General features: G+C 39.1%; 29 protein-coding genes and 1 tRNA gene. 10 read left to right on the forward strand and 20 right to left on the reverse strand.

What is annotated here, in order from left to right; genetic code table 11:
- Positions 1–1,759, reverse strand: a 1,759-nt coding sequence (lepA, locus tag PSN35_RS01135; protein ID WP_300028444.1) for a translation elongation factor 4, incomplete at its 3' end; no start/stop codon positions are given.
- Between the two features lie 44 nt (positions 1,760–1,803).
- Between lepA and PSN35_RS01140 the strand changes: the two genes are divergently transcribed.
- The 4 genes from PSN35_RS01140 to PSN35_RS01155 all read left to right on the forward strand — a co-directional run bounded on the left by PSN35_RS01140 (position 1,804) and on the right by PSN35_RS01155 (position 3,814).
- The gene (locus tag PSN35_RS01140; protein WP_300028446.1) at positions 1,804–2,253 is read left to right on the forward strand and encodes a peroxiredoxin; all 450 of its coding nucleotides are present in this window, start codon (positions 1,804–1,806) and stop codon (positions 2,251–2,253) included.
- Positions 2,254–2,296: 43 nt separating this feature from the next.
- A complete protein-coding gene (locus PSN35_RS01145) occupies positions 2,297–2,731 on the forward strand; it encodes a peroxiredoxin (RefSeq protein ID WP_300028448.1) in 435 nt (144 codons plus the stop codon).
- The gene (ubiG, locus tag PSN35_RS01150; protein ID WP_300028450.1) at positions 2,728–3,429 is read left to right on the forward strand and encodes a bifunctional 2-polyprenyl-6-hydroxyphenol methylase/3-demethylubiquinol 3-O-methyltransferase UbiG; all 702 of its coding nucleotides are present in this window, start codon (positions 2,728–2,730) and stop codon (positions 3,427–3,429) included. The genes PSN35_RS01145 and ubiG overlap by 4 nt, the downstream gene beginning before the upstream one ends.
- 64 nt (positions 3,430–3,493) lie before the next feature.
- A complete protein-coding gene (locus tag PSN35_RS01155; protein ID WP_300028452.1) occupies positions 3,494–3,814 on the forward strand; it encodes a hypothetical protein in 321 nt (106 codons plus the stop codon).
- On the opposite strand, the gene acpS is transcribed toward PSN35_RS01155, so the two are convergent.
- From acpS to rnc, 5 genes are read right to left on the reverse strand one after another with little or no spacing between them, the layout of a single operon-like run.
- Complete coding sequence (gene acpS / locus PSN35_RS01160; RefSeq protein ID WP_300028454.1) at positions 3,811–4,233, reverse strand: holo-ACP synthase; 423 nt, start codon at positions 4,231–4,233, stop codon at positions 3,811–3,813. The two genes, PSN35_RS01155 and acpS, sit on opposite strands and share 4 nt — an antisense overlap.
- Entirely contained in the window at positions 4,230–4,955 is a 726-nt protein-coding gene (gene pdxJ / locus PSN35_RS01165) for a pyridoxine 5'-phosphate synthase (RefSeq protein WP_300028456.1), read from the reverse strand. Before pdxJ ends, acpS begins: the two co-directional genes overlap by 4 nt.
- A 7-nt stretch (positions 4,956–4,962) precedes the next feature.
- Positions 4,963–5,652: a DNA repair protein RecO gene (gene recO, locus PSN35_RS01170; RefSeq protein ID WP_300028458.1), complete on the reverse strand. Its 690-nt coding sequence runs from the start codon at positions 5,650–5,652 to the stop codon at positions 4,963–4,965.
- On the reverse strand, positions 5,645–6,529 hold the full coding sequence (era, locus tag PSN35_RS01175; RefSeq protein WP_300028460.1) for a GTPase Era: 885 nt from the start codon (positions 6,527–6,529) through the stop codon (positions 5,645–5,647). Before era ends, recO begins: the two co-directional genes overlap by 8 nt.
- Positions 6,529–7,197, reverse strand: coding sequence for a ribonuclease III (gene rnc, locus PSN35_RS01180; protein ID WP_300028462.1), 669 nt, complete (start codon positions 7,195–7,197; stop codon positions 6,529–6,531). The genes era and rnc overlap by 1 nt, the downstream gene beginning before the upstream one ends.
- Before the next feature lie 37 nt (positions 7,198–7,234).
- On the opposite strand from rnc, the gene cas6 reads away from it, so the two are divergent.
- Positions 7,235–7,897 carry a type I-MYXAN CRISPR-associated protein Cas6/Cmx6 gene (cas6, locus tag PSN35_RS01185; RefSeq protein ID WP_300028464.1) on the forward strand — a complete coding sequence of 221 codons (663 nt, stop codon included), beginning with the start codon at positions 7,235–7,237 and terminating at the stop codon, positions 7,895–7,897.
- A 79-nt stretch (positions 7,898–7,976) separates the two neighbouring features.
- Entirely contained in the window at positions 7,977–9,008 is a 1,032-nt protein-coding gene (locus PSN35_RS01190) for a thioredoxin fold domain-containing protein (protein WP_300028466.1), read from the forward strand.
- Between the two features lie 18 nt (positions 9,009–9,026).
- On the opposite strand, the gene PSN35_RS01195 is transcribed toward PSN35_RS01190, so the two are convergent.
- The 7 genes from PSN35_RS01195 to PSN35_RS01225 all read right to left on the reverse strand — a co-directional run bounded on the left by PSN35_RS01195 (position 9,027) and on the right by PSN35_RS01225 (position 12,384).
- A complete protein-coding gene (locus PSN35_RS01195) occupies positions 9,027–9,251 on the reverse strand; it encodes a hypothetical protein (protein WP_300028468.1) in 225 nt (74 codons plus the stop codon).
- A 37-nt stretch (positions 9,252–9,288) separates the two neighbouring features.
- Entirely contained in the window at positions 9,289–9,621 is a 333-nt protein-coding gene (locus tag PSN35_RS01200) for a zinc ribbon domain-containing protein YjdM (protein WP_300028494.1), read from the reverse strand.
- A 6-nt stretch (positions 9,622–9,627) separates the two neighbouring features.
- Entirely contained in the window at positions 9,628–10,482 is an 855-nt protein-coding gene (gene thyA, locus PSN35_RS01205) for a thymidylate synthase (RefSeq protein ID WP_300028469.1), read from the reverse strand.
- Positions 10,479–11,252 carry a prolipoprotein diacylglyceryl transferase gene (gene lgt / locus PSN35_RS01210; RefSeq protein ID WP_300028496.1) on the reverse strand — a complete coding sequence of 258 codons (774 nt, stop codon included), beginning with the start codon at positions 11,250–11,252 and terminating at the stop codon, positions 10,479–10,481. The genes thyA and lgt overlap by 4 nt, the downstream gene beginning before the upstream one ends.
- Positions 11,253–11,264: 12 nt before the next feature.
- Positions 11,265–11,341, reverse strand: a tRNA-Arg gene (locus PSN35_RS01215).
- A 29-nt stretch (positions 11,342–11,370) separates the two neighbouring features.
- Entirely contained in the window at positions 11,371–11,685 is a 315-nt protein-coding gene (locus PSN35_RS01220; protein ID WP_300028470.1) for a helix-turn-helix transcriptional regulator, read from the reverse strand.
- A 30-nt stretch (positions 11,686–11,715) separates the two neighbouring features.
- Entirely contained in the window at positions 11,716–12,384 is a 669-nt protein-coding gene (locus PSN35_RS01225) for an ABC transporter substrate-binding protein (protein WP_300028471.1), read from the reverse strand.
- A 141-nt stretch (positions 12,385–12,525) separates the two neighbouring features.
- Here PSN35_RS01225 and PSN35_RS01230 point away from each other — a divergent pair, with 141 nt between their 5' ends.
- The 3 genes from PSN35_RS01230 to PSN35_RS01240 are packed head-to-tail and all read left to right on the forward strand — an operon-like array spanning position 12,526 to position 15,453.
- Positions 12,526–13,824, forward strand: a complete 1,299-nt coding sequence (locus PSN35_RS01230) for a S41 family peptidase (RefSeq protein WP_300028473.1) — start codon at positions 12,526–12,528, stop codon at positions 13,822–13,824.
- 3 nt (positions 13,825–13,827) lie between these two features.
- Complete coding sequence (locus tag PSN35_RS01235) at positions 13,828–14,598, forward strand: AAA family ATPase (RefSeq protein ID WP_300028474.1); 771 nt, start codon at positions 13,828–13,830, stop codon at positions 14,596–14,598.
- A 6-nt stretch (positions 14,599–14,604) separates the two neighbouring features.
- Positions 14,605–15,453 carry a ParB/RepB/Spo0J family partition protein gene (locus PSN35_RS01240; protein WP_300028475.1) on the forward strand — a complete coding sequence of 283 codons (849 nt, stop codon included), beginning with the start codon at positions 14,605–14,607 and terminating at the stop codon, positions 15,451–15,453.
- Positions 15,454–15,521: 68 nt separating this feature from the next.
- On the opposite strand, the gene lepB is transcribed toward PSN35_RS01240, so the two are convergent.
- Positions 15,522–16,406 (reverse strand): signal peptidase I, encoded by an 885-nt coding sequence (lepB, locus tag PSN35_RS01245; protein WP_300028477.1) that lies wholly within the window; start codon positions 16,404–16,406, stop codon positions 15,522–15,524.
- Positions 16,407–16,497: 91 nt separating this feature from the next.
- Between lepB and PSN35_RS01250 the strand changes: the two genes are divergently transcribed.
- Entirely contained in the window at positions 16,498–16,824 is a 327-nt protein-coding gene (locus PSN35_RS01250; protein ID WP_300028479.1) for a TusE/DsrC/DsvC family sulfur relay protein, read from the forward strand.
- A gap of 60 nt (positions 16,825–16,884) precedes the next feature.
- On the opposite strand, the gene aroA is transcribed toward PSN35_RS01250, so the two are convergent.
- From aroA to PSN35_RS01280, 6 genes are all read right to left on the reverse strand, one after another.
- Positions 16,885–18,186, reverse strand: a complete 1,302-nt coding sequence (gene aroA / locus PSN35_RS01255) for a 3-phosphoshikimate 1-carboxyvinyltransferase (RefSeq protein ID WP_300028481.1) — start codon at positions 18,184–18,186, stop codon at positions 16,885–16,887.
- A 7-nt stretch (positions 18,187–18,193) separates the two neighbouring features.
- Positions 18,194–19,048 (reverse strand): prephenate dehydrogenase/arogenate dehydrogenase family protein, encoded by an 855-nt coding sequence (locus PSN35_RS01260; RefSeq protein ID WP_300028483.1) that lies wholly within the window; start codon positions 19,046–19,048, stop codon positions 18,194–18,196.
- On the reverse strand, positions 19,045–20,109 hold the full coding sequence (gene hisC / locus PSN35_RS01265; protein ID WP_300028485.1) for a histidinol-phosphate transaminase: 1,065 nt from the start codon (positions 20,107–20,109) through the stop codon (positions 19,045–19,047). Before hisC ends, PSN35_RS01260 begins: the two co-directional genes overlap by 4 nt.
- Positions 20,106–21,185, reverse strand: coding sequence for a prephenate dehydratase (gene pheA / locus PSN35_RS01270; protein ID WP_300028487.1), 1,080 nt, complete (start codon positions 21,183–21,185; stop codon positions 20,106–20,108). The genes hisC and pheA overlap by 4 nt, the downstream gene beginning before the upstream one ends.
- Complete coding sequence (gene serC, locus PSN35_RS01275; protein WP_300028489.1) at positions 21,178–22,257, reverse strand: 3-phosphoserine/phosphohydroxythreonine transaminase; 1,080 nt, start codon at positions 22,255–22,257, stop codon at positions 21,178–21,180. Before serC ends, pheA begins: the two co-directional genes overlap by 8 nt.
- Positions 22,258–22,295: 38 nt before the next feature.
- On the reverse strand, positions 22,296–23,168 hold an 873-nt coding region (locus tag PSN35_RS01280; RefSeq protein ID WP_300028491.1), incomplete at its 5' end, for a LysR family transcriptional regulator.

Here is a 23,168-nt window from a genome sequence, read left to right on the forward strand (position 1 = left end):
CCTCTTGAGGAATATCCACCCTGCCGACACTACGCATTCGTTTTTTGCCTTTTTTCTGTTTATCAAGTAATTTACGCTTACGCGAGACATCGCCACCATAGCATTTAGCGGTTACATTTTTTCTAAGCGCCTTAACATTCGCACGTGAAATAACCTTAACACCAATACACGCCTGAATAGCCACATCAAACATTTGACGCGGAATGAGTTCTTTCATTTTTTCAGCCAACTCTCTACCCTTGCGCACTGAATCATTACGATGAATAATTAACGCTAAAGCATCAACTGGCTCTTGGTTAATCATGATATCTAGGCGAATTAAATCAGACTCTTGATAGCGTGCAAATTGATAATCCATTGAAGCAAAACCACGAGAAACAGATTTCAATCTATCAAAGAAATCTAACACCACTTCGTTGAGCGGTAGCTCATAAACCAGTTGCACCTGCCTACCCATATAAGTGATGTTTTTTTGCACACCACGTTTTTCAACACACAAACTAATAACATTACCAACATACTCATCAGTAACTAAAATATTAGCGGTAATAATCGGCTCTCTAAATTCTGCAATTGATTGGTTTTCTGGCATTTTAGACGGGCTGTCAACGTGATGAATATTGCCTTTGGCATCAAGAATTTCATAAACAACCGTTGGTGCCGTGGTGATCAAATCTAAATCATATTCACGCTCTAATCGCTCTTGAACAATCTCCATGTGCAGCAGACCTAAAAAACCAATACGAAATCCAAAGCCTAATGCATCAGAGTTCTCAGGTTCATATTGTAGCGCAGCATCATTCAACCTAAGCTTGGCCAGAGCATCCCTAAACTTTTCATAATCCTCACCAGAGATTGGGAAAATACCTGCAAATACACGCGGCTGCACCGGTTTAAAACCCTCAAGGGGTTCAGAAACCGGGTTTTTGGCGCCCGTGATTGTATCACCCACAGGCGCACCATCAATGTTTTTAATACTGGCAATTAAATAACCAACCTCACCCGCCTTAAGACTTTCAGATTTTTCACGCTTAGGGGTAAAAATACCAACCTGATCAACCAAGTGTTCTTCACCATTGGAAAATATTTTAATTTTTGTTTTGGCTTTAATTTCACCATCAATCACACGAATCAAGGAAACCACACCTAAATAATTATCAAACCAAGAATCAATAATTAATGCTTTAATTGGGGTGTCAATTACACCTTTTGGCGCAGGAATTTTCTCAACAATTTGTTCTAAAATATCTTGAATACCAATGCCTGATTTTGCACTTGCATGAACTGCATCCATCGCCTCAATGCCAATAACATCTTCCACCTCTTCAATAACGCGCTCAGGTTCTGCTGCTGGTAAATCAATCTTGTTAAGCACAGTGACCACTTCTAGACCGTGATCCAATGCTGTATAGCAATTGGCCACCGTTTGCGCCTCTACACCTTGAGAAGCATCCACAATTAACAATGCACCTTCACAAGCTGATAAAGAGCGCGATACTTCGTAAGAAAAATCCACGTGTCCGGGTGTATCAATAAAGTTCAGTTGATAGGTTTCGCCGTTATTCGCCTTGTAATCTAACGTAACACTTTGAGATTTAATGGTAATGCCGCGCTCTTTTTCAATATCCATTGAATCCAATACCTGGGCTGACATTTCACGATCACTCAAGCCACCGCAATACTGAATAAAACGATCAGCGATGGTGGATTTTCCATGGTCAATATGGGCAATAATTGAAAAATTTCGGATGTTTTTCATAAGGGTGCTAAAATGAAAACTTTAAACGCATCATTATACAAGCAATGGATAAAGTTCAACCAATTACCTGTGACGCTACCAGTAATTTAAAAGTCAGCATTCCTGACACTCAAGGCCGCTATATTGTGCTGTATTTCTACCCTAGAGATGCCACACCAGGTTGTACCACAGAAGGACAAAATTTTAGAGACCAACATCAGGCTTTTATTGATGCGAATGCTATTATCTATGGGGTATCAAAAGATGACCTGGTTAAACATGAAAAATTTAAAGCTAAACAAGCTTTTCCCTTTGAGTTGATTGCCGATGTTGACGGCACTCTGTGTGAGCAATTTGGCGTTTGGCAATTAAAAAAATTCATGGGTAGAGAGTTCATGGGCATTGTACGCTCAACGTTTCTCATTAGCCCTGATGGAGATATTGTTAACGCCTGGGAAAAGGTTCGTGTCAAAAATCATGTTGACGAGGTTTTAAAAGCCGTTCAATCTCTATGATAAAATTAAACCTTTAACTTATGCAAGTACAGCAGCAATCATTATGAGCAAAATCCAAGCAACCAGCCAAGTAGACGTCAATATTCCTGACGCACAAGGGCGCAATATCGTTTTATATTTTTACCCAAAAGATGCCACCTCGGGCTGCACACTTGAAGGTCAGGATTTTAGAGATAATTATGATGCATTTACCAATGCCAATACTGTGGTTTACGGCGTATCAAAAGACAGCTTAGAAAGCCATGAAAAATTTAAAAAAAATCAATCCTTTCCCTTTGAACTTATTGCTGATGCTGATGGATCTTTATGTGAACAATTTGGCGCTTGGCAGCTAAAATCAAAAAATGGTCAAGAAAAAATGGGGATTGTTCGCTCAACGTTTATTATTAGCCCAACGGGCGACATTCTTAAGTCATGGGACAAGGTTGCCGTTGGCGGACATGTTGATGAAGTATTAAAAGCGGTTCAATCACTATGAGCAATGTAGATTTTGACGAAGTTGATAAGTTTGCCCAACTAGCCTCACGCTGGTGGGATAAAAACTCTGAATTTAAGCCGTTGCATGACATTAACCCATTACGACTTAATTATATTAAAGAACGTTGTGACAACTCACTAACCAACAAAAAGATTTTAGATGTTGGTTGTGGCGGTGGTATTTTAAGTGAGGCCCTAGCTGGTGAAGGTGCAATTGTAACTGGTATTGACATGGCAGAAGCTGGACTTGAAGTAGCTAAATTGCATTTGTTAGAGTCTGGCCAACAGGTTGATTATCAAAAAATACCTGTTGAAGAGCTAGCCAAAACTCATGCCGGCCAATTTGATGTGGTCACTTGTTTGGAAATGCTTGAACATGTGCCTGATCCTTGCTCCATCATCAAAGCCTGTGCAACTTTAGTTAAGCCTGGTGGACAGGTGTTTTTATCAACCATTAATCGCAATACGAAATCTTATTTGTTTGCCATTGTTGGTGCTGAATACATCTTAAAACTCCTGCCTCAAGGTACACACGATTGGGATAAATTCATCCAACCTAGTGAGATGGACGAATACGCCAGATCTGCGCAATTATCACTTAAAGGCATGATTGGCATGACTTACAATCCTTTTACTAAAGTCTATAAGCTAGAAGATGACGTTAGTGTCAACTACCTTTGTCATTACACCAAGGGTTAAATTAGTTGACCTAAATCATGGTTTTTGCTATATTTATCAGTAAACTTTAAATTAATCTCTGATAATGATTAACCAAACCATGAAAAAAGTACTTGCAGCCGCGTTGTTACTACTACACCTACCTATTCATAGCTTGTCCCCCAATGAAATGCTGGTTATTATTGGTGCGGTTAAATATTACAATGAAAATTGTGCTGGTCTAACCCCTAAAGGCATGCATCAAATGAATAAAGGCTTGAAGCGCTTTGACATGGATAACACGCCGCTGTTTATTTTAGAAAAAAACAAACTGGCTGTTTCAGGCTTTAAGACAGCAGAAAAATTTGGCTGTGACGGCACTCACCGAGAAGCTAGAAAAGCCGGATACGGCCACTATATCAACTAAAAGGTTGTATTATAATCCTGGTTTTCAGATTCTTTTTCCGAGCCAAGCTCTAACACCACAAAGGCAACGGCATTAAATTTCTCATCCGATAAGCTTAAATGCGCTTGCTTGATATTATGATTTAACAAGTATAAGCGTAGTTTTTCACTGGGAATAAAATAAGGCTTGCCACTGTCATTATTGCGAATGGTTAAATCCTGAAAACTAACAATTTTTCCAATACCAGTTCCTAGCGCCTTTGCAAAAGCTTCTTTTGCAGCAAAACGTTTAGCACAATACGACGCACTATCACCTTTATTGGCAAATAGTGCCTGCTCATGTTCAGACAAAACACGCTTAACAAAGCCGTCACGATTTTTACTCAGAATATGCTCAACACGCTCAATATTAATAATGTCCGTACCTACACCGTAGATCATCTTCTAACCTCTAGCATGAGATCTTTCATCTCCTGTGTGGCTTGTGCAAGACCAACAAATACCGCCCTAGCGATAATTGAATGGCCAATATTAAGTTCTACAATTTCTGGTAACTTAGCAATGGCCGGTGTATTTTCAAGGGTTAAACCGTGTCCTGCATTTACTTGTAAGCCAATTGAATGAGCATAGGTAGCCATAGACTTAATGCGCTCAAACTCTTTTTCTTGCTCAACACCAGTTGTATCTGCATAATGCCCAGTGTGTAGTTCAATAACTGGCGCACCACATTCTTTAGCCGCATCAATTTGCGCTTTCTGAGCATCGATAAACAAAGAAACGATAATCTTCGAATCAGCTAATTGCGCGCAAACATCTGTCATTCTTGAAATTTGACCAGCAACATCCAGGCCGCCTTCAGTAGTCAACTCTTCACGTTTTTCTGGCACCAGGCAACAATCCTCGGGCTTGATTTTGCCTGCAATGGCAATCATCTCATCGGTGGTTGCCATCTCTAGATTCATTTTAGTGGTTAGCTGCTCACGCAAAATTTCAACATCTGAATCTTGAATATGTCGTCTGTCTTCACGCAGGTGCAGGGTGATACTGTCTGCGCCAGATTGCTCGCACAATAAAGCGCCTTCAATCGGTGAAGGATAGTTAGTGCCACGAGCTTGTCTAATGGTGGCAATGTGGTCAATATTAACGCCTAAATAAATACTCATAATGTTGTTATTTACTAAAAAATAAGGATCGACTCTGCAAGGGTTTGTCACCCAATAGCGGCTTCAATCTAAGTCGATTTAAATCTCTACAAGCCCTTAGCTGTTGCATATCAGGCATATTATGAAAATCATCAGCCAATAGTTGTCTGATTAATTTTCCTGATATTTTACCTGTAACACTAGCGGCAAACCCACCCTGATGCTGATATTCGTAAACACTGTTTTCTTGTATTTCTTCACCATTAATGTCGCATGAAAAATCAATGCCATAACCCAATTCTTGCAGCAGATTATTTTCAAATAAACGCAATAACCAATGATGAAATTTCGCATCAATCAGGCTTATTTGCCCAACAAATGTTTTATAGATCTCAAATAACTCAGGATGAGAATCCTGCTCTTGCAGTAGTCTTGATATTAGCTCATTGACATACATGCCTAAAATTAAACACTCACCCTTTAAGTGCCTGGGGGTATCACTAACCTCCCAATTATTCAACCCCTTTAACTCGCCTCGTCCACTATAAGAAATTTTTAGCTGTTGAAATACTTGAATAGGTGTTTTTGACTTACGCAAACCTCGACCAACCAAACGAATTTTTCCATGTTCTTGAGTAAAAAAGTCTAATAACAATGAAGAATCTTTAAACGCTCGACGATGAATTAAAAAGGCGGGCGTAAGATCAACTTTAGTCATACCCTAGTGAGGCAAGCGAACGCTTAGAATCAGACCAACCAGTTGAAACTTTAACCCATAGCTTCAAGAAAACCTTACGATCCAAGAAGCCTTCGATACTTTGACGAGACTCAGTACCAATTGTTTTTAACATTTCACCCTTGTTGCCAATCACAATATTTTTTTGAGACTCTTTTTCAACAAAGATACGTGCGGCAATTCGTTGCATTTTTCCGTCGAGCTCATACTGTTCAATCTCTACGGTTAAATCATAAGGCAATTCATCCTCAAGATGGCGCATTAGTTTTTCACGAATAAATTCTGCCACCACAAATTTTTCTGATCGATCAGTAATGTAATCCGCATCAAAAATCATAGGTTGCTCGGGCAGGTGCTTAAGCACCAAAGCTCTTAATGCGTTGGTGTCTTTTTTCTTAAATGCAGACAGTGGGAACAAATCGGTTGGCTGGTATTTTTGCGATATCTTTTCCAAAAATGGCAGCACTGCTTGTGCTGATGCTAGTTTGTCAATTTTATTAATACACATAACAACTGGCACATCAATTTTACTCACATGCTCTAAAACACGCGCATCTTCCTTGGTCCATTTACCTGCTTCAACCAGCCATAGAATCATGTCTACGTCTTTAATACTTGAGCTTGCCGCACGATTCATGTAAGCATTAATGGCTTTCTTATTACCAATATGAACACCTGGCGTATCTACAAACACCATTTGGTAATCATCCGTTGTATCAATCGCATGAATACGGTGACGTGTGGTTTGTGGTCGGTGTGAGGTAATAGAAAGCTTTTGCCCAATAAGTTCATTAACCAAAGTAGATTTACCCACATTTGGACGACCAACAACTGCGATAAATCCCGCTTGAAATGCCATTATTTTTTCTCCTTAAGCTTTTCCAGCAAAATTTGTGCGCATGACTGCTCAGCGCGTTTAATACTTTTAGCATCTTGATCAACTTGAATATTCTGATCAGCCAAGAAGCAATTAACGGTAAAAATGGCGTTATGATCTTTACCTACGGTCTTAATAAGCTCATATTTTGGCAAAGTATTATTGCGCTTTTGCAAATACTCTTGAAGTTGCGTCTTTGGATCTTTCAAAGAATCATTTGGATTAATGCCGTCGAGTAATTCTTTAAACAAAGCTAGAATAACGGTATTAATGGTTTCCAAATCAGAATCCAGTAAGATTGCACCAAAAATCGCCTCAACCGCATCAGCTTGAATAGACTCACGTCGATAGCCGCCACTCTTTAATTCTCCCGAACCTAAAATCAATACCTCGGATAAATTAAGCATAATGCCGAATTTCGCCAACGTTTGACCGCGCACCAGGTGCGATCTAAGACGAGACAACTTTCCCTCTTCAACATGAGGAAAACGTTTATACAATTCACGAGAAATAACCAAGCCCAAAATACTATCCCCCAAAAACTCTAGACGCTCATTGTTTTTCTTACCCATGCTTCGATGAGTTAGCGCAAGCGTTAACAGCGATGAATCTTTAAATTGATAGTTGAGTTTTTGTTGTAATTTTTCCATCTATAATGACGCAATAATAATTTATTACTTGGTTTGTATGTTTTGGCAAGAAGACACTAAAGAAGAACATTTTACGCTTCCTGAGGCTATTCAAGAGGTTAGCTTTAAAATCCAGTCAAAAATACTACCCATGGATCATCATTTTTTATTGGCTGAAGCACTGCTAAAACACCTGCCCTGGTTAGCAGATGCTAATGCCGGCATTCATGATATTAGCGTGGCAGATGGCAATGGCTGGGAGCAAAATAAAGAAGGTGGATTCTATTACCCTTCAAAACGCTCTAAATTAACCTTGCGCATCCCTGCTGAGTATATTGAAACTACTAAAGCGCTGAGCGGAAAAACACTCGATTTGGGTGATTATCAAATCACTGTGTCAAAATATATTGGTTCAAAGTTATTAAGCGATATGCCTGTTTTGTTTGCCAAACAAGTTGCTTGTGAATCAAACCTTAGTGAAGATGATTTTTTAAAATTGTGTTTCGAGCAGTTGTCCGAATTAGGCATTCAAGTTAAAAAGATGATGGCTGGCTTAGAAAGCAATATTAAAACTGATACTGGAAAAATTCATACTCGCTCTTTAATGGTGGCTGATCTTAAAAAAGATGAGTCAGTGCTGTTACAAGAAAAAGGGCTTGGCGAACATCGCCTATTGGGCTGCGGGCTATTTATCCCTCAAAAAGACATCGAAACCATCTAAAGTTAATTCTAGACTTGTGCTAGTGAAGTTTTTAGACTAGAATCTTTAAGTATCTATAAACACACTCTGGGGAGAGGTTATGCGCGTACTGTTTGCTGGTTTTTTACTGTTATTATCAACTTATAATTTTGCCCATGAACATGAGCCTCAGGGAGGCTACTTAGGCGCTAAAGTTGTTGACGAATTACCCAATTGGTTCAAAGCAACTTTTATGGATTTTTCTGAAGACTTGGAAGAAGCTGCCGATGAAGGCAAGCATGTAATGATCTACTTTCATCAAGATGGCTGTCCTTATTGCGCAAAGTTAGTACAAGATAATTTTCATGATGAAAAACTCATTGCCAAATTACAAACAAATTTTGACACCATTGAAACCAACATGTGGGGCGATCGAGAACTGGTTGATTGGCAAGGAAATGAATTAACCGAAAAAGAATTTTCAACAAAAATGAAAATTCAATTCACCCCTACCCTGGTATTTCTAAATCCCAAAGGCGAAACCCTGCTTAGACTTAATGGCTATCAATCCATTGATAAGATGCATGCAACGCTTGATTATATTAACAATAAAACCTACCTCAAGCAAACCTATGCTAGCTATCTAAACAATCTAAAGCAAAATAAAACAGGTGTGTTAAACGCTCATTCGATTTTCGAGGCTGGCCCACACATGCTAGCCAGAAGCCAAACCATGCCTGCAGAAAAATATTTAGCTGTATTTTTTGAAGAGCCTAACTGCAAATCTTGTGATAATTTCCACAAAGAACTCATGCCATTAAAAGACACTCAAGACCATTTAGCTCAGATGCAAGTGGTGCGCTTTAATGCACTGTCAGACGAAAAACTCATTACCCCTGCTGGCAAACGAACCACCGCCAAAGATTGGTACGACAAACTCAATCTTACCTATAAACCAGCAATCGTATTTTTTGACAAAACTGGCGAAGAAATTATCAGACGAGATGCATTTTTCAAAGCGTATCACACGCATGGCATCATGACTTATGTACTCTCGGGTGCCTACAAAACTCAGTCAAACTTTCAGCGCTATCTAGAGGATAAATCAGACAAGTTGCGCGAGCAAGGTATTACTGTAGATCTTTGGAAATAAGCCTAAAACAATAAAAAGCTAATTATTGTGATAATGACTATGAAATTGAGAAGAGTAATGGTTAACCGTATGGCCAAAATCAACACTTTCACCCATCATCATTGTAATGACAGCCATCACTGCAACGAACAATAAAGCCAAAATAGCCAAAGCCACGATAGAAGCTAATGTCCATTTAATAATAAACCACACCATATTCCAAAATGGCATTTTGATGCTAGTTACTTTTACTTCTTCTTGCATAATTTGTCCTACTAACTCTTGATGTATCGAACTTTAATTAGACTTTTTTTACAAACTCAGATTTAAGTTTCATAGCACCATGACCAGGGATTTTGCAGTCGATATTATGATCACCCTCAACCAGACGAATACTTTTAACCTTGGTACCAACCTTAACGGCATTTGAAGTACCTTTGATTTTCAAATCTTTAATCACGGTTACCGTATCGCCATCATTCAAAACATTACCGTTGGCATCTTTAACCACTTCCTCTTGTTCGTTTAAATCATCCTGAGAAAATTCATGTGCACATTCAGGGCAAATAAAAAGGTTGCCATCTTCATAAACATATTCAGATTGACATTGCGGACAGTTAGGTAGACTCATAATCTTCTTTTATACAGTAAACGGATATTTAACAGGTTCGTGGTGCTGGTAGTCAACCAATTCAAAATCATCCATGGTTACCCAAGTTTCTAAATCTTCTAAGGTTTTAATAGCTGGATTAATTTTAAGAGCTGGTAAAGCTAATGGCTCACGATCAATTTGCTGACTTTTGAAAATCTCAACTTGATTTTCGTACAAATGTACATTGGATAAATGGTGGCGCATTTTTTTGGCTTTTTTACCGGTAATTTGCGCGGTAATCAGTAGTAAAAATGCCACTTGAAAATGATTAAACGGCTGACCTAAGGCGTAGTCACTACTACGCTGATAACTCTCTAAATACAAATCGTCACCCAAAAGATTAAAATGATGGGTGTGCATGCACGCCGGCAAGCAGGCGCGATGGATGAGATTAGGATGATTAAAAGTCATGATCTCACGGCGATCATCGATACCATTAGATAAATCCGTTACAATCTTTTTATATTGATCGAGTGGCTCGTCATCTTCAATGCCGGGGAATGCGCGCCCTATCACCCCATAACACATACCCATATCATCTTCACCTTTACGGTGTGGGTTATCGAGCCAAGCCTGATTGTCATTAGCATTGGCATTCCAAGTGTTACAACCAATCGATCTAAACTGTGCGGCAGAATCATAGCCACGAATATAGCCGAGCATTTCTGCAATAGCTGATTTCCAAAAGAGTTTTTTAGTAGTAACTACTGGCACCGTCCCATCACTCAGATCATGTTCAAATGTCGCGCCAACAATCGCCAACGTCTTTTGTCCGGTTCGAGCATTTTCAAGCCACACACCCTCGTCTAGAATTCTTTTGCCGATATCTATATATGCTTTCATGCTTGTTGTTTGTTTGTTTTATAAAATAGGTAGATACCTAATATTATCATTGGAAGACTTAACAGCTGTCCCATGGTTAACCAATCAAATGCTAAGTAGCCCAATTGCACATCTGGCACTCTAACAAATTCAATGATAAATCTAAAGATACCATAGAAAATTAAAAATAAAGCCGATACTGATATTAACGGTCGTGGCTTACTGCTAAACACCCAAAGGATAATAAACAACACCAAACCTTCTAATAATGCTTCGTACAGTTGTGAGGGATACCGGCTTACACCTTGCGCATGAATATACATACCTAGAGAACTATCAGTAATCTTGCCCCAAAGCTCACCGTTGATAAAGTTACCTAATCGACCAAACCCAAGCCCTAGTGGTACAAGTGGTGCGACAAAATCCATGGTAACAAAAAACGATTTGTTGTATTTTCGGTTAAACAAAACCATGGCCAACAATACACCTAGAAACCCACCATGAAAAGACATACCACCACCTTGAATGGCAAAAATTGAAAGTGGGTCAGATATGAAAGTGGGCAAATTGTAAAACAACATATAGCCCAACCGCCCCCCTACAACAACGCCAATAGCGCCGTAAAAGATCATATCTTCTATTTGTTGCGAATTCCAATCACTGGACTTTTTGGCGCGATAATTGGCTAAGAAATAAGCAGCTAAGAATGCCAGAAGATACATCAACCCGTACCAGTAGACTTGAACAAAGCCTAAGTCTAGTGCGATAGGATCAACAGCTGGATAAGTTATCACTGATTAAAATGGTGTGCTTGAGGTGATTCGAACACCCGACATTTGGCTTCGGAGGCCAACACTCTATCCAGCTGAGCTACAAGCACTTAAACAGAATAAGGATAAAAGAAAAACTTTATAGATCGTCGGCTGTACAGAAAACCGCTTGCATATTTTCAACCAATTTAAGAATTTTTACATCCTTTATTTTGCACAAAATCTTATTGCCGTCACGTCTAGATTCAACAATATTTTTGGTTCTAAGAATGTCAATATGCTGAGAAATGTTTGATTGTGAAGAGCCAACCTGCTTAACAATTTCTAACACTGGCAATTCATCATTCTTCAAAGCGCATAAAATTTTAAGACGTAGCGGATGCGCCATAGCCTTTAACGCTTTAGTTGCTTTTTCAATATCTTCTTCTTTTTCTAATAAAGTCATGTCACTCATATTTTCTTCTCGTTTTAGTTCTGCGGCTAATTAAAGTCTGCCTAGCATACCGTATACGCCATATCTTCTTAATTTAATTAATACCATTTTTTGATAGTAATTAATCAAACTGTCATTGTTTAGCACGATATCAGCAATCTTCCACTGCTGATCAACTGTTTGATGAAAAACCAAGTCTATGAACATGCCATATGAATAATAACCATTTACTTTTAATTTCACAGCGATTGTGCCGCCAATCATTGGACGGGCAGAGATAAATTGGAAAGAAGTAGATCTAGTTTGGGTTAATCTTGACAATAACGAGGCAACAATATTTTGCTTAATTTTAGCGGAGAAATAAGCTTGTTCTTCTTGACCCAAATGAATATTACTAACCAATAGCACTTCATTAGCAATATGATCAAAATCAAATAAAGGTGCGACTTCGGTTTGAATTAACTGGCCAACTAGCTGTGGAGAGTAAGTTGCAACCGTGGTTAGTTGATTAAGTTTAACAATGGCAGTTTGAATAGTTTTAACAGGGCCTGCAGGTTGTTGAACAGTTGTAGGCTCAGCCGATTCAGTAGTCGCCTGATCATTTGATTCTGGCGCAATTTCAGTATTATCTTGCGAAGTATTTTCAACTGCATCTTGTGCATAACTCAGCATTGATAAAGACAATAAAAACGCTAATAATCCTACATTCAATCTTCTCATTTTTTCTCCATTTAATAAAAACAAAACCAAGTAAAATCTAAAGCAATAATTCTTGTTTTCACAGTATTATATTTTAACTTTGTATAAGCAAATAACTATATTATGACTTTCTTCAATTTTTTCAAAAAACCATTGGCTTTGGTGCTCTTTACACTCTTTTCTAGCCTTTCTCTGCAGATAAACGCAGAAACAGCAGCTGAAAAACAACGATTAGAGGCCTTTTTTAAAGATTTGGAAGCGTTTACAGTTGTATTTAGCGATATCAAACAACTATATGTTGATGATGTTGAAAATAAGGAATTATTTGATAATGCCATCAAAGGCATGGTCAGTGGGCTTGACCCACATTCGGTTTACCTTGAGCCTAAAGAGCAAAAAGATTTAATGGAGAGCGCTTCTGGTAAGTTTGGCGGCCTAGGTATCGTTATCAGCAAGAAAGATGATGGCATTCAGGTTATCTCGCCCATTGATGATACCCCCGCCTATAAAGCTGGCATTCAGGCAGGTGACTTAATCATAAAGATTGGCAACAAGCCAGTACGCGGCATGACACTTGAAGATGGCGTTGATTTAATGCGTGGCGAGCCAGGTACAAAAATTAAAATTACCGTACTACGCAAAGAGCAAAAGCCATTTGAGGTTGAAATTACACGTGAAATTATTACCATTGTTACCGTTAAAGGATATTTACTAGAAGACAATATTGGCTATGTTCGAGTATCAAGCTTTCAAGGGCCAACTGCCGAGCTACTAAAAGAAACGATCGCCAAACTAGTTAAAGAAAATGGCAATTATTTAAAATCTTTAATTTTAGATCTTCGCAACAACCCGGGTGGCGTGCTAAATGGCGCAGTTGATGTTTCTAATCTATTTATTGATGAAGCTGGATTAGTGGTTTATACAGAAGGTAGAATTCCTAGCTCAAATTTAAAATTTAAAACAGAGCGTGGCGACATATTGCTTGGCTCACCAATGGTTGTATTAATTAATGAAGGCTCTGCTTCTGCCTCAGAAATTGTAGCAGGTGCTCTACAAGATCACAAGCGCGCCATTGTTATGGGTAGCACCTCTTTTGGCAAGGGCTCGGTACAAACAATTATTGAGCTTGATGAGGGCTACGGACTTAAAGTAACCACGGCGCGTTATTACACGCCGAGTGGCAGATCTATTCAAGCTAAAGGCATTGTTCCTGATATTGAACTTAAAAATATCAGTCTTGAAAATGAAAAAGAAGCCTCTATTATTGACATTAAAGAAAATGATTTAAATGGTCATTTGGCTGAAGAAGACCCAACCAACATGTCTGAAGAGGAGATCATTAAGTCACAAGAAAAAAATCAAGCCTCTCTTGACAAAACAGCCATTGAAAAATTAAAGAAAGATTATTTTGTTCATGAAGCAACCAATCTTTTAAAAGCGCTAACAGTTTTAGGTAAATAATTAATGGCAACAACGCTGGCAATAGCTAATCAAAAAGGCGGTGTGGGAAAAACCACCACAGCGGTTAATCTAAGCGCAGCACTCAAAGCAATTAAAAAACGCGTGTTATTAATCGATATTGACCCACAGGGCAATGCCACCATGGGTTGTGGTGTGGATAAATACATGTTGGATAATTCCATTTGTGAATTACTATTAGATGAGTGCAGCATCAATAAAGCCATTGTTCATGTTGACGAATCAGGTATTGATGTACTTGGTGCCAATACTGATTTGATCGCTGCAGAAGTGGCATTGCTACGTGGAAACAACTCTGAATTCAAACTTAAAAAAGCCATCAACTCTGTTGCCAGTCAATATGATTATGTCATTATTGACTGCCCCCCTTCACTCAATATGCTAACCATTAACGCCTTTACTGCCGCTGATGGCATTATCATTCCCATGCAGTGTGAATATTACGCATTAGAAGGCTTAAGTGCACTTATGCAAACCATTGAAAAAATCAAATCAACTACCAATCCAGACTTAGAGATAACTGGCCTGGTTAGAACCATGTACGACACGCGCAACAACTTATCTAACGAGGTATCCATTCAGTTGCAACAATTTTTTTCACATAAAGTGTTCAAAACCATTGTACCGAGAAATGTAAAATTAGCCGAGGCGCCAAGCTTTGGACAAGATGCTATTAGCTATGCGCGCTCTTCTAAGGGTGCAATTTCTTACATCTCCTTAGCTAGCGAAGTGCTAAGAAAAACATCAATTAACTAAATTATTATGGCAAAAATTTCAAAATTAGGTCGCGGACTAGATATATTATTAGGTCAAACAAGCGATAGTAACAACGCACAAAATAGCAACGAAAACATGAAGCTATTAGGCGTTGAAAATCTTCAGCGTGGTAAATTTCAACCCAGGGATGATTTTGATGCAGATTCACTTAACGAACTGGCCAATTCAATTACCTCACAAGGTGTTATTCAGCCTTTGGTTGTGCGAAAAATCACTTATGACAAATACGAAATTATCGCGGGTGAGCGTCGCTGGCGTGCTGCTCAAATTGCAGGACTTACTGAAGTACCGGTTATTATTCGTGAAATTGACGACCAAGTAGCACTAGCGATTGGCTTAATTGAAAATATTCAACGTGAATCATTAACCCCACTTGAAGAAGCAAAAGCACTACAGCAATTAATTGACGATTTTAAGATGACGCACGAAGAGGTTTCTCATGTGGTGGGCCGCTCAAGATCCAGTGTAACCAACTTGATTCGTTTATTACAATTAGGCGAAGAAACTAAAGCTTTATTGAATCAAGGAAAAATTGAGATGGGTCATGCTCGTGCATTACTCCCTTTGAGTAATGAAAACCAGCTGATGGTGGCTAATCAGGTTATTGCCAAATCTTTATCAGTGCGACAAACAGAGGAGTTGGTTAAGCGCGTACAAAATCCAAAAACTAAAACCACTTCAACCGTTGATCCGCATCTCAGTGAGCTTATGAAATCATTGTCAAAAACTCTAGATTCTAAAACAGAGATTAAAGCAACAGGTGACAAAGGCAAAATCATCATTCATTTTAAATCTGAAGACGAATTAGCCAATATCTTAAAACATATTAAATAATCACCGCACTAACCATCCCAGATGACTGCTGTAAATCGCTAACCCTCCCAGAGGATTGCTGTAAATCGCTAATCAAAGCCACCGACACGATCAAGTTTTAATGAATCGTCATAGTGCATCCAAACACCGAAAGCTTTACCAATAATATAGCTTTCTGGCACAAAGCCCCAGAAGCGTGAATCGCTACTACGTGAGCGATTATCACCCATGACAAAGTAATGCCCTTCTGGTACTACTGCCTTTACCCCTCTTGAAGCTTGATTAGGGTCAAGCAAGATATCATGTGGTTTTTCAGTGATAAGTTCGCGTTTGTGCTTGAAACCCGTCATCCCTGCGCCTGACTCGACACCTTGATAATCAGCATAATCTTCATAGCTGATTTTTTCACCATTGATACGCAAGACATCAGCATGATAGATAATTTCATCCCCAGGAACGCCAACAACACGCTTAATAAAATCAGCGCCTTGATATTTGCTATTTTTTTCGTAATTTGGGTAGCGAAAAACAACCGCGTCACCTCGTTGAGGCTTTTTAAATTCTACAATTTTTTTATTTAAAACAGGAATACTAATGCCGTAATCAAACTTTGACACCAAAATAAAGTCACCAGTTAATAAAGTTGGCATCATCGAATTTGAGGGAATTCTAAAAGGCTCAACCAAAAAACCTCGAAGCATAAATACTAATAACAACACTGGGAAAAATTCAGCCGACCATTGAACAATCTTTGGACGATTTAAGTATTTTTCGTTTTTATTGAAACGCAAGAACATCACAAAGTAAACAAACTTAGTAAAACCGGTTTTATCAGGCGTTGAATGCACTGTCTTGCCAGATTTGTTAAACAATAAATGATCAAGACTAACGATCACAAAAGCGGTGATTAAAAACAAGGCTAAATACGAGGAAACATCCCAAGCAAAGAACGGTGATGCATTTTCAAGTGTCATAATTCAATATCCATAGAAAAAAAAGGTTCAATAAAACGTTGTTATTATATAATAACTTCTTTTTATAGTTTTTCACATTGGAGGAAATACAATGGCATTAGCAGATTTAGAAAGAGATGGTCACGGTTACTTAGCGGACCTTACACAATGGAATGAAGATATTGCACAAGAATTAGCAGCGGAAGAAGGCATTGAGCTAACTGCTGAAAGCTTTAAGTTAATCAACTTCCTACGTAATGAATACATTAACAACAATGCCAACCAGCCAAACGAGCGCAACATGGTTAAAGGTTTAAAATCTGATTGGGAAGGAAAACTAGATACTAAAGCATTATACAAATTATTCCCTAAAGGCCCTGCTAAACAAGCAGGCAAAGTAGCTGGTCTTCCAGAAACTAGACGCAAGGGTGGTTACTAAGCATTAGCTTACAACCAAAAAAAGGCGCTCAATGAGCGCCTTTTTTAATGCCTATTGCATTTACACTTCTATAATGCTCATACCCGCTGAATTAGCTAATTCAACAAAATTTGGGAAAGAAGTCATCACATTGTCAACCCCATTGATTTCAATTGGATAATCACAGCGTAACGAAGCTATGGCAAACGACATAGAAATACGATGATCGTGATGTGACTCAATCATGGCAGTTGGCTGCTTAAATGCGCCACCTTGAATTTTAATACCATCTTCAAGTACTTCATTTTCAATACCTAAAATGGTTAGCCCGTCTGCCATTACCTGAATACGGTCCGACTCTTTAACGCGTAATTCTCTAGCGCCAGTTAGTACAGTTTCACCTTTGGCGCAACTCGCTGCAATAAACACCGCAGGGAATTCATCAATCGCTAATGGTACAAATTCCTCTGGAATATTAATACCTTGCAACTCAGAAGATTGAATGCGAATATCAGCCAACAGCTCGCCACCAATCTCACGCTCATTTGACAAGGTTAAGTTTGCACCCATCAATTGCAAGATATTAATTACACCAGTGCGAGTCGGGTTAATATTAACACCTAATAAAGTTACGTCTGATTTTGGTGCAATGGCTGCTGCCACCATAAAAAATGCGGCTGATGAAATATCACTTGGTACTTGAATTTCAGTGGCCGTTAACGCCCCACCTCCAGTCAAACACATTTGATTATTAATAACTCGAACTTCATAACCCAAGCCAGTCAACATACGCTCAGTATGATCGCGTGTTGGCGCAGGCTCTGTGACACAGGTATTGCCCTGGGCATACAGCCCTGCCAATAAGATGCATGACTTTACTTGTGCAGATGCCACGGGCAAATCATAATGAATGCCTGTTAATGTTTGGCCACCAGTAATTTTTAGAGGTGGCCTACCCTCATCACTATCAATCACCGCACCCATGTCACGCAAAGGATTAATCACACGCCCCATTGGGCGCTTTGACAAAGACTCATCGCCAATTAATTCACAATCAAAATCTTGAGCGGCAAGAATGCCTGACATTAATCTAATTGAGGTGCCAGAATTTCCTAAATCTAGTGGCCCTACTGGTTTTTTTAGGCCATTAATACCAACGCCATGAATGGTAACTTTATCGCCTTCACGCTCAATTTCTACACCCATCGCCTGAAAAGCTTTCAAGGTTGACAAAGCATCCTCACCTTCTAAAAAACCGCTCACCTTAGTAACACCATCACTCAAGGAGCCCAGCATAATTGAACGATGAGAGATTGATTTATCTCCCGGAACTTTTAAGTCACCAGACAATGTTGTTGCTGGACTTGCAATAAATTTACTCATATTTCTTTTAGTCTTTCAACCAATCATCGCGTGCGGTTTTCGCTTCAGAAAACAACTGCTCCAACGCCTCTGATTGATTATTTTTAATTAAATTAGCTAAGTTTTCTAAACGCGCTTGGTAACCCTCAATGTGCTTAACGATTTGATCTGGATTATTAATACAGATATCGCGCCACATAACAGCATCACTCGAGGCGATGCGTGAAAAATCTTTAAAACCGCCTGCTGCATAATGACACGCCTGAGGATTGCTACTAACCAGGTAATCCATTAATGAAAATGCCAACATGTGAGGCAGGTGCGAAGTCATGGCCAGCAAATCATCGTGTTTGTCGGTATTCATAATCTCCACTTTTGCGCCTACACTTTCCCATAAATCACTTACGGTCTCAACAGAAACTGTATTGGCACTCTCTTCAGGAGTAATAATAACGCGTTTGTTATTAAACAAATTAGCATCTGCCGCTTCAACACCGCTTTGCTCTTTGCCAGCAATTGGGTGGGCCGGAATAAAGTTGTCTGGCATTGTGCCGAACACCTGTTTTGCAATATTAACCACACTACCCTTGGTACTGCCAACATCGCTAATAATCATTTGCTCAGTGACATGAGGCTTTATCATTTCCAATACCGCCTCAAAACTATTGACTGGTGTTGCAATTAATACCATATCAACATCGGTTAACGCTTGAGCAATATCTAACGAATATCCATCAATAACGCCTAAATCTTGTGCTTTAATTAGGTTTGACTCATTTCTACCAAAGCCAACAATTGTATTGACCTGATTGGCTTGCTTTAAACCCGCTGCAAAAGACCCGCCAATTAAACCAACGCCGATAATACAAATTTTATTCATCATACGACCGACCCTAACGCATCAAGAAAATCAGAAATTTCTCTAGAAGTGCCAACAGACACTCTTATATAGTTTTTCATTTCAACGGGTCGAACAATAAAACCAAGTGCTAATAATTGCTGATACAACTTTGGCGCATCATTGACTTTAACGGCAATAAAATTTGCCGAAGAAGGAATATAACTCAAGCCCAATTTATCAAAACCAGTAGATAGTTGCCTTAGACCATTTTTGTTCGCAATCACCGAACGAACTAGGTGCGATTGATCATCAAGTGCCGCAATTGCCGCCACCTGAGCCACATGATTTACATTAAACGGCTGACGAATACGATTAATGTAATCGGCAATTTTACTGCTTGATAGTGAATAGCCAACACGCAAGCCTGCCAAACCGTAAGCCTTAGAAAAAGTACGCGTAATGATTAAATTATCAAATTCTTTAAGCCAGCCAACAGCTAAATCATCCTGATCTAAATATTCAACATAAGCCTGATCAAGCACTACTGTAATTGAGTTTGGTACACGTGATAAAAACCCATGGATTGATTCATCATCCAATAAAGTGCCCGTTGGGTTGTTCGGATTGGCGATAAATATCAGTTTCGTGTTATCAGTAATCGCCAATAACATTGCTTCTAAATCATGGCCAAAATCCTTAGATTTTGTAACTACCGCCTGCGCGCCAAGCGCCTGAGTAACCAGCGGATAAACCACAAAAGCAAATTCGGAAAATATTACTTCATCATCACTCTTGCAAACATACGCTCTAGCAATTAACTCTAAAATATCATTCGAGCCATTACCCAAAGTAATTAAATCAGTAGTCACATCTAGATGATTGCTGATCGCTTGCTTAAGCTCAAAACCATTGCCATCCGGATAGCGATCAACCTCTGTAACTGCTTGCTGCATGGCTTCTAAGGTTTTTTGACCAATACCCAGCGGATTTTCATTACTAGCCAGCTTAACCACATGATCAAGCCCTAGTTCACGTTGCAATTCACTAATTGGTTTACCGCCCTGATAAGGATTCAGGGATTTGATACTATCGCAAACACTCATAATACAGCTACTGGGTATGAGCCTAATACATCTACTTTCAATACTCGCTTCTCAACTTCTGCCAAAGCGCTTTTAACCTTTTCATCGTCTTGATGACCTTCGATATCAATTAAGAATAAATATTCCCACTTAACACCCGGAATTGGATGACGAGCCAATTGCATCATGTTAATATCTTGATCTTTAAACGGTTCAAGTAAATCAAACAATGCGCCCGATTCATGCTTGGTAACCACCAAAATGGAGGTTTTATCCTCACCTGATGGCTCAACCGACTCTTTACTAAGGATTAAAAATCTAGTGGTATTGCCTGTTTTATCTTCAATATTTTTTGCAATACGCTCCAAACCGTACAAGCTAAGCGCCGCTTCTGAGGCAATGGCAGCAGCGCCAATTTCATCTTTGACCATGCGTGCTGCTAGTGCGTTTGAAGCAACCGCTCTCAACTGGGCATTAGGATAATGATTGGCCAGCCAACGCTGACACTGATCAAGTGCCTGCTGATGTGCATAGATAACTTTAATTTCTGCTGATTGATCAGCACTCATTAATTGATGCTGAATTGAAATTTCCACCTCGCCGCACACTTTAAGATCTTGCGAATAAAGCATATCCACTGTGCCGCCAATCACCCCATTAGAAGAGTTTTCAATCGGCACTACGCCATAATGCGCATTACCCTTTTCCACTTGATGGAATATTTCCTCAATACTACCGCAGTCAAGTGTTGATACCGCATGGCCAAAATGTTTGAGTGCCGCTTCTTGGGTGAATGTCCCTTCTGGGCCTAAATAGGCAATATTAAGTGGCTGCTCCAAAGCAAGGCAAGCTGACATAATTTCACGGAAAATATGCGCCATGTCTTTATCTTTCAACTGACTTTCATTGCGTTCAATAATTGAACGTAACACTTGCGCTTCACGCTCTGGTCGATAGAAAACACTATTAACATCATCTGCTTTTTTCACTTCGGCAACTTCACCGGCCAAATCAGCACGCTTACCAATTAACGCCTGAACCTCTTTATCCAGTGCGTCAATTTCAACTCGTAATTCTGCTAGCGTTTTTTTACCCATGTTGTTTCTCAAAATCAGCCATAAATTCTATTAATGCATCCACACCACTCTCAGGCATTGCGTTGTAAATACTAGCGCGCATACCGCCCACAGACTTGTGCCCTTTTAACGCTAATAAGTTAGCATTATAAGACTTTTCCAAGAACATTTTGTCAAGACTATCATTAGCAAGGATAAATGGCACATTCATCCATGAACGATATTTTGGATTAACCGGATTTGAGTAAAAATCAGAACCATCAATTGCTTGATACAACTTAGCTGCTTTGCGTTCATTGACACTTGCCATGGCGCCAATGCCACCTTGGTCTTTTAGCCATTCAAACACACGCCCTGCCGCATACCATGGGAAAGTTGAAGGGGTGTTGTACATTGAGTCATTGTTAGCGTGTGTTGCATAATCAAACAACACAGGTTGCTTTGGTACAACTTCACCAATTAAATCTTCACGAACAATAACGATGGTCAACCCCGATGGGCCGATATTTTTTTGTGCACCTGCATAAATTACCCCAAATTTTGACACGTCAATTTCACGTGACAAAATGGTTGATGACATATCAGCCACAATCGGCATATCCACCTCAGGAATAAAATCAAACTCTAAACCGGCAATCGTTTCATTCGGTATGTAGTGCAAATACGCAGCATCTTGATCAATATTCCAATTAGAAAAATCATCAATATCAGTAAATTTATTAGCACTACTATCTGTACAAATATTAACCTCTGCATAGCGCTTAGCTTCAGCAATTGCCTTAACTGACCAATGCCCAGTATTGGCGTAATTTACGCTAGTTTTGCCACGCAACAGATTAATCGGCACCATAGAAAATTGCGCCGATGCTCCGCCTTGTAAAAACAACACTTTGTAATTATTAGGAATATTCATTAACTCACGCAGATCTTGCTCAGCCTTCTGCGCAACTTGCATAAAATCTACCCCACGATGAGAAATCTCCATCACCGAGGCTTTGGCATTGCCATACTCAATCAATTCGCCTTGAATTTGATTAAGTACTTGCTTAGGAAGCATTGCAGGTCCTGCGCTAAAATTATAAATCTCACTCATTAATAATATCCTTTAAATAAATCTCAAAAAATTTCAATTTATTTTACTTTAATATCATTTAGATTTTTACTTGAAACATGTTTAGCAATATCAGCAAATTCCTTAATATAACCAAGCTTTTTATCAACTCTGCGCACTGCCAAATATAAAGTTCGCCAAATGCCATTTTTACCTAAAGATTTTAATGCCACTTTGGACTTTTGGTCATCTGTAAGCGCCCACTGTGGCATGGTAGCAATGCCCTGATTGTTTAACATTAATTGCATCATCATTAAAGGCAGTTCAACCTTGCGCGTCGTTTTAGGATTGACCTTAGCAGGCTTTAAGAAATAATTAAACACGTCAAGTCGATCGTGACTCACTGGATACGTCAACAAGGTTTGATCTTTAATATCTCCAGGAGTTAAATAGGGCTTCTTAGTAAGCGGGCTATCCAATGACATCACCATTAACATCTGATAATCAAATAACGGAAAATACTCAAATTGCTTGTCATCGAGTGGATCAGATGTAACCACCATATCCACATCATAATTTTTCAACGCCTCCATCGGCTCAAAACTAAATGCCAAAGATAAATCAAAATCCACCTTAGGTTGTTTTTCTCTAAACACATCCAGTGTTGGAATTAACCAATCAAAACAACTGTGACACTCAATCGCAATATTTAGGCGCCCACCTTCTGAATGAATCAACTGCTTTTCGGTTATTTCAATGCGAGGCAGTACATCACTGGCCAACGCTAATAATTTTTGCCCTTGTGGAGTAAGTTTAAAAGGATCTGAATGGCGCACAAAAATTGAACCATCAATTAAATTTTCTAGCTTTTTAATCTGATGTGACAAAGCTGATTGAGTAAGGAACAAGCTATCCGCTGCATCAGACACATTTCCCTGCTTGTATAAGGCTTG

The organism is Candidatus Thioglobus sp., assembly GCF_028599055.1.
Classification (GTDB): Bacteria; Pseudomonadota; Gammaproteobacteria; order PS1; family Pseudothioglobaceae; genus Thioglobus_A.